The sequence below is a fragment of the Stenotrophomonas sp. STEN054 genome (assembly GCF_056854535.1).
Genome location: NZ_JBXFWG010000008.1, coordinates 103,132 through 114,054 on the forward strand (window position 1 = coordinate 103,132; position 10,923 = coordinate 114,054).

The 10,923-nt window shown below is 67.8% G+C and carries 10 protein-coding genes; 6 read left to right on the top strand and 4 right to left on the bottom strand.

Annotation, left to right across the window (positions count from 1 at the left end; all coding sequences use genetic code 11):
- Positions 1-56 precede the first annotated feature (56 nt).
- The 3 genes from AC1VXD_RS05080 to AC1VXD_RS05090 form a co-directional block, all read right to left on the bottom strand.
- The gene (locus AC1VXD_RS05080; RefSeq protein WP_482991129.1) at positions 57-1,253 is read right to left on the bottom strand and encodes an argininosuccinate synthase; all 1,197 of its coding nucleotides are present in this window, start codon (positions 1,251-1,253) and stop codon (positions 57-59) included.
- Between the two features lie 120 nt (positions 1,254-1,373).
- On the bottom strand, positions 1,374-2,384 hold the full coding sequence (locus AC1VXD_RS05085) for an N-acetylornithine carbamoyltransferase (protein ID WP_482991130.1): 1,011 nt from the start codon (positions 2,382-2,384) through the stop codon (positions 1,374-1,376).
- Between the two features lie 353 nt (positions 2,385-2,737).
- On the bottom strand, positions 2,738-3,301 hold the full coding sequence (locus AC1VXD_RS05090) for a hypothetical protein (RefSeq protein ID WP_313204794.1): 564 nt from the start codon (positions 3,299-3,301) through the stop codon (positions 2,738-2,740).
- A 189-nt stretch (positions 3,302-3,490) separates the two neighbouring features.
- Between AC1VXD_RS05090 and cysS the strand changes: the two genes are divergently transcribed.
- From cysS to AC1VXD_RS05105, 3 genes are read left to right on the top strand one after another with little or no spacing between them, the layout of a single operon-like run.
- Positions 3,491-4,867 (top strand): cysteine--tRNA ligase, encoded by a 1,377-nt coding sequence (gene cysS, locus AC1VXD_RS05095; protein WP_482991131.1) that lies wholly within the window; start codon positions 3,491-3,493, stop codon positions 4,865-4,867.
- Between the two features lie 54 nt (positions 4,868-4,921).
- The gene (locus AC1VXD_RS05100) at positions 4,922-5,374 is read left to right on the top strand and encodes a SufE family protein (RefSeq protein WP_482991132.1); all 453 of its coding nucleotides are present in this window, start codon (positions 4,922-4,924) and stop codon (positions 5,372-5,374) included.
- The gene (locus AC1VXD_RS05105) at positions 5,371-6,618 is read left to right on the top strand and encodes an MFS transporter (RefSeq protein WP_482991133.1); all 1,248 of its coding nucleotides are present in this window, start codon (positions 5,371-5,373) and stop codon (positions 6,616-6,618) included. The genes AC1VXD_RS05100 and AC1VXD_RS05105 overlap by 4 nt, the downstream gene beginning before the upstream one ends.
- 205 nt (positions 6,619-6,823) lie before the next feature.
- Here AC1VXD_RS05105 and dksA read toward each other — a convergent pair whose 3' ends face one another.
- Complete coding sequence (gene dksA, locus AC1VXD_RS05110; RefSeq protein WP_482991134.1) at positions 6,824-8,038, bottom strand: RNA polymerase-binding protein DksA; 1,215 nt, start codon at positions 8,036-8,038, stop codon at positions 6,824-6,826.
- A 271-nt stretch (positions 8,039-8,309) separates the two neighbouring features.
- On the opposite strand from dksA, the gene yidD reads away from it, so the two are divergent.
- The 3 genes from yidD to AC1VXD_RS05125 are packed head-to-tail and all read left to right on the top strand — an operon-like array spanning position 8,310 to position 10,760.
- Positions 8,310-8,564: a membrane protein insertion efficiency factor YidD gene (gene yidD, locus AC1VXD_RS05115; protein WP_108747043.1), complete on the top strand. Its 255-nt coding sequence runs from the start codon at positions 8,310-8,312 to the stop codon at positions 8,562-8,564.
- Position 8,565: 1 nt separating this feature from the next.
- Entirely contained in the window at positions 8,566-9,912 is a 1,347-nt protein-coding gene (locus AC1VXD_RS05120; RefSeq protein WP_482991135.1) for a dihydroorotase, read from the top strand.
- A complete protein-coding gene (locus AC1VXD_RS05125) occupies positions 9,912-10,760 on the top strand; it encodes a M23 family metallopeptidase (RefSeq protein WP_482991136.1) in 849 nt (282 codons plus the stop codon). The genes AC1VXD_RS05120 and AC1VXD_RS05125 overlap by 1 nt, the downstream gene beginning before the upstream one ends.
- The last annotated feature ends 163 nt before the right edge of the window (positions 10,761-10,923 follow it).

Here is a 10,923-nt window from a genome sequence, read left to right on the forward strand (position 1 = left end):
CGCCTGCTGGAGAGCCCCCTTGGTGTTCGAGGGGGCGCGCCAGCGGCGCAGGTGGGTCAACCGCGGTTGACTTGCGCGTAAAGCGTCGAGCTCATGCCGAACAGCTTGATGAAGCCTTCGGCCTCTTCCACGCCCCAGTCGGCCGACTGGGCGTAGGTGGCGCCCTTGGTGTTGAGCAGGTGCGGCGACTTCACGGCCACCGCGTCGACGCGGCCACCACGGGTTTCCAGCACCACTTCACCGTTGACCTTGGCCTGCGAGGACTTCAGGAAGGCCTCGATGTCGGTCTTCAGCGGGTCGTGGTAGAAGCCTTCGTACACCAGCTCCACCCACTTGCGTGCCACCTCCGGCTTGAAGCGGTTCTGCTGCTTGGTCAGCACGGCATCTTCCAGCGCGCGGTGCGCGGCCAGCAGCGAGACCAGGCCCGGGGCCTCGAACACGATGCGGCCCTTCAGGCCGATCACGGTGTCACCGGTGTAGACGCCACGGCCGACGCCGTACGGGGCGAACAGCTTGTTGAGCTTGGCCAGGATCTGGTCGCCCGGCAGCGCCTTGCCGTCCAGTTCGACGGCTTCGCCTTCGACGAACTTCAGGGTCACGGTCAGGGCCTGTTCCGGCCACTCGCTGCGCGGTGCGCACCAGCCGCGGGCACCCTCGCCCGGGGCTTCCCAACGGTCGATCTCGCCGCCGGACATGGTCAGGCCCAGCAGGTTCTCGTTGATGGTGTAGGCCTGCTGCTTGGCGCGCACGCCGAAGCCGCGCTCTTCCAGGTACTTCTGCTCGTAGGCGCGGGTCTGGGTGTGTTCCTTCTGGATCTCGCGGATCGGCGCGATGATCTGGTAGTCACCCAGGGCTTTCACGGCCAGGTCGAAGCGGACCTGGTCGTTGCCCATGCCGGTGCAGCCGTGGGCGATGATGTTGGTGCCCAGTTCGGCGGCACGCTTCAGCGCGGCATCGACGATCAGGTAGCGGTCGGAAACCAGCAGCGGGTACTGGCCCTGGTAGCCTTCGCCGGCCCATACGAACGGCTTGACGAAGCCTTCCCAGATGGCCGGGCCGCCGTTGACGGTCTGGTGGCTGGCCACGCCCAGCTCAGCGGCGCGCTTCTCGATGAAATCGCGCTCTTCATCATCCACGCCGCCGGTATCGGCGAACACGGTGTGCACGCTGTAGCCGCGCTCCTGCAGGTAGGGCACGCAGAAGCTGGTATCCAGGCCGCCGGAGAAGGCGAGAACGACGTCTTTGTTGCTCATGGGAATCAGGTCCACTTGGGGGGATGGGAATTCGGTAGAGCCGACCGTTGGTCGGCTGGAATGTTGGCTGCACCGCTGCGGGAGCAGCCGACCAACGGTCGGCTCCACCCTTTGTTTTATCTAGCGCCCGGCAACCGCCGCCATGATCGCCTTCTGCACGTGCAGTCGGTTCTCGGCTTCGTTGATGGCGATGCACTGCGGCGAATCCATCACGCCGTCGGTGGCTTTGACGTTGCGGCGCAGCGGCAGGCAGTGACTGAACACACCGTTGTTGGTCAGCGCCATCTTGCGTTCGTCGACGATGAAGTGCTTGAACTCGTCGCGGATCGGCTTTTCCGGCTCCCAGTTGCCGAAGAACGGCAGCGCGCCCCAGCTCTTGGCGTAGACCACGTCGGCACCGGCGTAGGCGCTGTCGATGTCATGGCTGATCTTCAGCGAACCGCCGCTCTCGGCGACGTTCTGCTCGGCCCAGCCCATGTAGCGCTCATCGAGGATGTAGTCGGCGGTCGGGCACAGCAGGGTCACGTCCATGCCCATGCGGGTGGCGATGGTCAGCGCCGAGTTGGCCACGGCGGTGTTCAGCGGCTTGGGGTGGTAGGTCCAGGTCAGCACGTACTTCTTGCCGCGCAGGTCCTGGGTGCCGAAGTGTTCCTGCAGCGCCATCACGTGGGCCAGTTCCTGGCACGGGTGAGTGATGGTCTCCATGTTGATGACCGGCACCGGCGAATACCTGGCGAAGCTGTTGAGGACGATGTCCTGGCGGTCGTAGGCCCAGTCCTGGAACTTGGGGAACGCACGCACGGCGATGATGTCGCAGTACCGGCCCAGCACCTTGGCCACTTCCGCGATGTGCTCTTCCGTGTCGCCGTCCATCACCGTGCCGAGGTTGAATTCGATCGGCCATGCATCCTTGCCCGGCTGCAGCACCACCGCGTGGGCGCCGAGCTGGAACGCGCCCAGTTCGAAGCTGGTGCGGGTGCGCATGGACGGGTTGAAGAACACCAGCGCGATCGACTTGCCCTTGAGCTGGTCGCCGAGCTTGTTGCGCTTGAACAGCGCGGCCTGGGTCAGCAGCGCGTCAAGATCGCTGCGGCTCCAGTCCTGGGTGTTCAGGAAGTGCTTGGGGGACATCATCTTTCCTTGCGTGGCGGCGCCGGTGGTTCGACGCGGTGGAAGGGAGAACAGGGAAACAGGGTGGGACGAAAAAGTTCCAGATGAAGCTTCCGGAACATGCATTTTTGAAGCGCGGAAACGAAAAAACCCAGCCGGGAGGCTGGGTTTTCATCGGACGAACAGCAGAAAGCTCCGGTTACCCAGCGAGGATGTGGGGTTCCGGTCGACGGGCACGCGACGTCATGCCAGTGGCCTGGCGGGCGGCGCTGCTGTCGTGCTGGAAGTCGGTGAGCTTCATGGTCGATTATCTTTGCATGGGGGCGGGGTCGGCGCAAGACCCCACGCGGCCGGCAGAACAGGCCCGGCGCAGGTCAGGGGGTGCTGGCCGCAGCCTGCTCGGGGCCCACCCAGGGGGTGATCGACACCCGGACCTTCAGCCGGTTGCCGGGGTCTTCCGGCAGCCGCGAGCGGTACTTGGTGCCCTTGTAGACGTAATCCACGTCATAGGCGATGGGCCGGCGGAACTCACGCCCGACCGGCACGATCTTGCAGTCACGGGTCAGCATGGGGCCGTTGTTGGCCGGGGCCGGGGTCGGATTCTCGGCGGCAACCTCCTGGGCGGCCTCCTCGTCGCTGCGCTTGAACATCGAGCGCACCGAGTCCCAGAAGCGGCCGATCCGGCCCTTGTCTTCCACCGGCTCCTCGCCGGTTACGTTAACCGGGGCCAGAGTGCGGGTCGAAATCGGCTCGCAGTGCTCCTCGGTCCGGGTCGCGCGCAGGGTCTGGAACACCGGCTCGACGTTCAGGACCTGGGCGTAGTCGAACTTCACGTTCTCCACGATCACCACGCGGTTGCGGGGTTCGGCCTCCTGGGCCTGGACCACGACCGGCGCCGCCGACAGGCAGGCCAGGGTCAGCAACGCGGTGGATTTCATTGGCGATGGAAGAAAGGGCACGGCGATAGTGTAGGCAGTGACGACCGGCAGGGGCTGAACATTACCCGTCCGCGCAGTTCCTGCCCACCCCTCGGCGGCCCCCCTGCCCCGCCCGCCGGCCGTCGGCCATCCCCCCATTGGGGCCCGACACGTTCTAAAATCACAGGCTTGTCCCCCAGCCACAGCCCCATGACCCTGCGCCTGCACAACAACCTGACTCGCCAGCTCGAACCGTTCACCCCGATCGACCCGGCCTGTCCGACCCTGTATGTGTGCGGCCCGACGGTCTACAACTACGTGCACATCGGCAACGCCCGTGGCCCGGTGGTGTTCGGGGTGCTGGCCGACCTGCTGCGGCGCCGTTTTGGTGGCCTGCGCTACGCGCGCAACATCACCGACGTGGACGACAAGATCAACAGCGCCGCGCGTGAGCAGGGCGTGCCGATCAGCACCATCACCGACAGGTTCGCCGCCGCCTACCGTGAAGACATGGCCGCGCTGGGCGTGGTGCCGCCGGACATCGAGCCGGAGGTGACCGCGCACATGCCGCAGATCATCACCATGATCGAGCAGCTCATCGCCAACGGGCATGCCTACGCCGCCGAGGGCCACGTGCTGTTCGCGGTGGCCAGCTTCGACGGCTATGGCAAGCTGTCGCGCCGCGATCCGGAGGAAATGCTGGCCGGTGCCCGCGTCGAGGTGGCCCCGTACAAGCGCGATGCCGGCGATTTCGTGCTGTGGAAGCCGTCCAGCGACGACCTGCCCGGCTGGGAATCGCCGTGGGGCCGGGGCCGCCCGGGCTGGCACATCGAATGCTCGGCGATGGCCGCCGCCCATCTGGGCGAGACCATCGACATCCATGCCGGTGGCGTGGACCTGCAGTTCCCGCACCACGAGAACGAGATCGCGCAGAGCGAATGTGCCCATGGGGGCCGGATCTTCGCCCGCTTCTGGATGCACAACGGCATGCTCAACTTCGGCGGCGCCAAGATGAGCAAGTCGCTGGGCAATATCGAACGCGTGCACGACCTGGTCCGCCAGCACCCGCCCGAGGCGCTGCGTCTGGCCCTGCTGTCGGCCCACTACCGGCAGCCGCTGGACTGGTCCGATGCGCTCATCGAACAGTCCGCGCGCACCCTGGACCGCCTGTACGGCACCCTGCGCGACCTGGCAGACGTCACCGCCACGGCGGCGATCCCGGCGGCCGTCGAGGCGACCCTGGACGACGACCTGAACACCCCGCAGGCGCTGGCCGAAGTGGCCCGCATCGCCGGTGAGGCGCGCCGCGCCACCGCCCCGGCCGAACGCGCGCGCCTGAAGGGTGAACTGCTCGGCGCGGGCCTGGCCCTGGGCCTGCTGCAGGTCGACCCGGCGCAGTGGTTCGGCACCGCGGCCAGCGAAGGCGACGACGATGCGCGCATCCAGGCGCTGATCGACGAGCGTGCCGCCGCCAAGCAGGCCCGCGATTTCGCCCGCTCCGACGCCATCCGCGACCAGCTGGCCGCCGAGGGCATCGTGCTGGAAGACACCCCGCAGGGCGTGCGCTGGGCGCGCAAGCGCGCCTGACCCGCCCTGCCCCGTGCCGGCGCGTCCGGCCACGCCCCCACTGCAGAGACCGTTGTGACCGACTCCCCGTTCCCACTTGAACCCACCGCCGCCGAAGCCCAGGCCGCCATCGCCGAGGAATTCGCCTTCTTCAGCGACTGGTCCGAGCGCTACCAGTACCTGATCGACCTCGGCCGCAAGCTGCCGGCCTTCTCCGATGCGTGGAAGACCGAAGAACACCGCCTGCTCGGCTGCCAGTCGATGGTCTGGATCGTGCCCGAGGGCAACGCGCAGTCGCTGCGCTTCCACGCCATCAGTGATTCGGCCATCGTCTCCGGCCTGATCTTCCTGGCCCTGCGCGTGTATTCCGGGCGCTCGGCGCAGGAAATCCTGGACACCGAACCGAGCTACATCCAGGACATCGGCCTGGCCCGCCACCTGTCGCCCACCCGCAGCAACGGCGTGGCGGCGATGCTGGCCTTCATCCGCGAGACCGCGCAGGCCCAGCTGCAGCGCGAACAGTCGTGACCGCCGCCGCCACCGCAGACGAAGGCGCGCTGGCCCTGCTGGGCCGGCCGGGGTTTGCCAAGCTGCTGGCCTATCGCATCTTCGCGATGCTGTCCTATCAGGTGGTGGCCGTCACCGTCGGCTGGCACATCTACGAAGTCACCCGCAATCCGTTCTCGCTGGGCCTGGTCGGCCTGGCCGAAGTGCTGCCGTTCTTCTGCGTGGCGCCGTTTGCCGGCTACCTGGTCGATCACCTGCCGCGCCGCCGGCTGGGCATGGTCGCCTGCGCGGGCCTGGTCGCCACCGCGGTGGTGCTGACCGGCGTCGCCACCGGCTGGCTGCCGTTCCAGGGCGTGTGGCCGATCTATGCCGCCATCGCGCTGACCGGCATGGTCCGTGCGTTTCTGTCGCCCATCTACAACGCCCTGTTTGCCCGCGTGCTCGAACGCAGCCAGTTCGCCCGCGGCGCCGGCCTGGGCAGCGTGGTGTTCCAGTCGGGCATGGTGGTCGGCCCGGCGCTGGGCGGCATCCTGGTCGGCTGGGGCGGCAAGGGCCTGTCCTACGGCGTGGCCACCGCCTTCGCCGTGGTGGCGATGGGCTGCCTGGCCACGCTGAAGGTGAGCGAGCCGGTGCACGACGGCCCGGCCGCACCGATCTTCAAGAGCATCGCCGAGGGCGCCCGCTTCGTGGTCGGCAACCGCATCATGGTCGGCGCGATGGCGCTGGACATGTTCTCGGTCCTGCTGGGCGGTGTGGTGGCGATGCTGCCGGCCTTCCTGCAGGAGATCCTGCACTACGGCCCCGAGGGCCTGGGCATCCTGCGCGCGGCACCGGCGCTGGGCTCGATCGCGGTCGGCCTGTGGCTGGCCCGCCACCCGCTGCAGAAGAACGCCGGCCGCGTGCTGCTGTTCGCCGTGGCCGGTTTCGGCCTGTGCGTGGTCAGCTTCGGCCTGTCCCGGCATTTTTGGCTGTCGGCGTTGATCCTGCTGTTCTACGGGGCCTTCGACGGCGTCTCGGTGGTGGTGCGTTCGACCATACTGCAGCTGGCCACGCCGGAGGAGATGCGCGGGCGGGTGTCGTCCATCAACGGCATCTTCATCAGCTCGTCCAACGAGCTGGGCGCGTTCTATGCGGGCACGATGGCCAAGCTGCTGGGCCTGGTGCCGGCGGTGGTGCTGGGCGGGTTCGCGGTGCTGAGCGTGGCCGGGATCACGGCGTGGAAGAACCCGACGCTGCGGAAGTTGAACCTGCGCGATCTGCAGTAGAGTCGAGCTTGCTCGACTGCGTTTCTTGAACGGCCAGCCGAGCATGGGCTCGGCTCTACAAACAGCCAGCCGAGCATGGGCTCGGCTCTACAAACAGCCAGCCGAGCATGGGCTCGGCTCTACAAACGGCCAGCCGAGCATGGCTCGACCAACAAAAAACCCGGCCGAGGCCGGGTTTTTCGCATGACCAGACAACGCTCTGGAATCAGTCGCCCTGCTGCTTCTGCAGGTGCTCCCAACGCTCCTGGGCGTCGATGGTGCGCTCGGCGGTCAGGCGCGCTTCGAGGCGCTCCAAGCCGATTTCTTCGCCGGTGTCGACGCAGTAACCGTAGTCGCCGGCTTCCAGGCGCTTCAGGGTGCTGTCGATCTTGCCGATCAGCTTGCGGTAACGGTCGCGGGTACGAAGTTCCAGCGAGTTCTCGGTCTCGCGGGTCGCGCGCTCGGCTTCGTCGCCGATGTCACGCACTTCCTCGCGCAGGTTCTCGATGGTCTGCTTGGATTCTTCCACCAGGTCGGCGCGCCAGTTCTGCAGGCGCTGGCGGAAGTATTCCTGCTGCAGCGGGCTCATGTACTCCTCTTCCGAGCTGGGCTTGTAGCCGGTCGGCAGGATCGGGCGGCCGGTGGCCTCGTCGGTCTTGTATTCGACGACCTTGTACTTGCTGCGCGGGGCCGGCGCCGCCGAACGGGCGGTCACAGCCACGGCGACCTTGCCCACGGGGCGCGACACGGTCTTCGGAGCGGGATCAGGTTTCACGGCGGTTTTCACGGCGGTCTTGGCAGGCGATTTCGAAACGGGCACGGGATTCTTGGATTGCGGGGCGGTCGATGCTGCAGGGGTGGCGGCCGGGGCCGGCTTGGGGGCCGGTTTGGCTGCTGCCACTGCCGCGGTCTTGGCCGGGACAGACTTGGCCGGAGCTGCCTTGGCGGCGGGCTTCGGTGCGGTTTTCACTACCGGGGCCGGGGCCGGCTTGGCAGCCGGCTTGGCGACATTCTTGGTGGCTTTCTTTACAGCGGCAGACGTGGCGACGGGTTTAGCCGGTGCAGCCTTCTTCGCCGCCGGCTTGGCGACCGGTCTGGCCGCGGCCTTCTTGGCCACCGACTTCGGCGCGGGCTTGGCGACGGCCTTCTTGGCCGGTGCCGCCTTGCTGGCTGCCTTCTTCACCAGCGGCGCCTTCTTGCTGGCTGCCGCGGGCTTGGCCTTGGCCGGCGCAGCGGCCTTCTTCGCCGCTGGCTTGCTGGCCTTGGCCGGCGATTTCGTTGCGGTGGCCTTCCTGGCCGCCGGTTGCGAGGATGCTGCCTTGGTGGCCGTCTTGCTGGCCGGCTTCTTGGCAACAGGCTTGGCCGCCAACTTCTTCACAACAGGCTTGGCGGTTTTCTTGGCGGCCTCGACGGCCTTCTTTGCAGTTTTTTTAGCAGCCACGAAACGCTCTTCCTTGGATTCCCCGGGGCCCGGGAAAGCGGGCCTTTATAGCCTACCCGACCCGCAGCAGCAACCTTGGGGGCCTGCTCCATTCAGTCCTGGAGCCAGCGGCCCAAAGTGTCGGTCCGACGAACATGGACCGCCTCGCGCGGTACGGAACCTGGCCGGCACCCCACGGTGCCGGTACCGGTCGCAGGCCATGGGCGACATGCGACCAACACCCCATCCTGCACAAATGTGGCCTTCATGCCAACTGGCATAAGATGACTGGGTGATCTCGCGCCTGCTCATTGCCCTGCTGCGCTTCTACAAGCGCTTCATCAGCCCCCTCCTGGGGCCGCGCTGCCGTTTCGTGCCGAGCTGTTCTGAATACGCCATGGACGCCATCTCGATGCACGGTCCGCTGCGTGGCAGCTGGCTGGCCGCGCGCCGCCTTGGCCGCTGCCACCCGTTCCATCCCGGCGGCTTCGACCCGGTGCCCGAATCCCCCAACGCCCCCTCTTGCCGTTGCACAGGAAAACACTGACATGTCCTCCACCCTCATCACCAACGCCCGCATGGTCAACGAAGGCCGCACCTTCGACGGCGACCTGCGCATCGAGAACGGCCGCATCGCGCAGATCGGCAGCGGCCTGGCCCCGCGCGACGGCGAGCAGGTGGTGGACGCGGCCGGGCGCTGGCTGCTGCCCGGCATGATCGATGACCAGGTGCACTTCCGCGAACCGGGTCTGACCCACAAGGGCGACATCGCCAGCGAATCGGCGGCCGCGGTGGCCGGTGGCCTGACCAGCTTCATGGACATGCCCAACACCAACCCGCCGACCCTGGATTCGACCATCCTGGAAGCCAAGTACGAGCTGGCACGCGGCCGCGCCTGGGCCAACTACGGCTTCTACCACGGCGCCAGCAACGACAACCTGGAAGCGATCCGCGCGCTGGACCCGAAGAAGGCACCGGGCGTGAAGGTGTTCATGGGCGCCTCAACCGGCAACATGCTGGTGGACGACCCGGAGACGCTGGACGCGATCTTCCGCGAATGCCCGACCCCGATCATCACGCACTGCGAAGACACACCGATGATCGATGCCAACCTCAAGGCCTTCCAGGAAAAGTACGGCGACGCGCTGACCCCGGACATGCATCCGGACATCCGCTCGCGCGAGGCCTGCATCAAGTCGACCCGCCTGGCGATGTCGCTGGCGCGCAAGCACGGCACCCGCCTGCACGTGCTGCACATCTCCACCGCCGACGAGCTGGCGCTGTTCGAGAAGGGCCCGCTGATCCGCGCCGACGGCAGCCGCAAGCAGATCACCGCCGAAACCTGCGTGCACTTCCTGCACTTCGCGCGCCCGGATTACGCAACCAAGGGCAACCTGATCAAGTGCAACCCGGCCATCAAGGAAGTCTCCGACCGCGAGGCGATCACCGCCGCGCTGGCCGATGACGTGCTGGACGTGCTGGCCACCGACCATGCCCCGCATACCTGGGAAGAGAAGCAGAAGCCCTACGCGCAGGCACCGTCCGGCCTGCCGCTGGTGCAGTACGCGCTGGTGGCCGCGCTGGAGCGCGTGCACGAAGGCAAGCTGACCCGCGAGCAGGTGGTGCAGAAGTTCGCCCACGCCCCGGCGCAGCTGTTCGACGTGGAAGAGCGCGGCTTCCTGCGCGAAGGCTATTTCGCCGACCTGGTGCTGGTGGAAGACGTGCCGTTCACCGTCAAGCGCGAGGACGTGCTGTCCAAGTGCGGCTGGTCGCCGTTCGAAGGCACCCTCTTCCGCTCGCGCGTGGCCTCGACCTGGGTCAACGGCCAGCTGGTGTGGGACGGCAGCAAGCTGGTGGGCGAACCCGCCGGCCAGCGCATGACCTACGACCGCTGATGCGTCCGGCACTGATGATCGGGGCGCTGCTGCTGGCCGCGCCCCTGTTCACCGCACCGGTGGCGCAGGCTCAGGATGGCATCGGCAGCCTGATCGACAGCCGCGTGGTGTTCCCGGCCAGCGCGTCGCAGGGCGCGCTGGTGATCGGCAAGGTACCCGCCGGCAGCCGCGTGCAGTACGCCGGCCGCCAGCTGCGGGTGAGCAGCTACGGCAGCGTGGTGTTCGGCATCGGCCGCGACGAGAAGGGTCCGCTGCAGGTGCAGGTGCTGCGCCCTGATGGGGGCAGCGAGACCGCCACCATCAACGTGACCGCGCGCGACTGGCCGACCGAGCGCGTCAACGGCGTGCCGCCGAAGACGGTCAACCCGCCGCCGGCGATTGCCGAACGGATCAAGCGCGAACAGGCGCAGGTAACCGCCGCGCGCGCCCGCGATGACGACCGCACTGATTTCACCCAGACCTTCATCTGGCCGGTGCAGGGCCGCATCAGCGGCCGCTTCGGCAATGCGCGCGTGTACAACGGCCAGCCCGGCGCCGGACACTCCGGCATGGACATCGCCGTGCCCACCGGCACGCCGGTGAAGGCCCCGGCCGCCGGCGTGGTGACTTTCGCCGGCCCGGACCTGTACCTGACCGGCGGCACCCTGCTGATCGACCACGGTTACGGCGTCAGCTCGAACTTCCTGCACCTGTCGCGCATCGACGTGAAGGTCGGCGACCGGGTGACCCAGGGCCAGGTAATCGCCGCCGTCGGCGCTACCGGCCGTGCCACCGGCCCGCACCTGCACTGGGGCATGAACTGGTTCGACACCCGCATCGATCCGCTGCTGGTGCTGGAACGCAAGTAACACGCCCATCGTCGCGGGGGGGCGGCACCGCCGCCGCCGGCCCGGGGGGGGGGGGGGGCGCGCCGGCCCCCGCGCCCCCGGCGGGGGATTAGGGTGGCCGCCGCGCCCCCCGCCCCCCCCCCCCCCCCCCCCCCCCCCCCCCCCCCCCCCCCCTTTTTTTTTT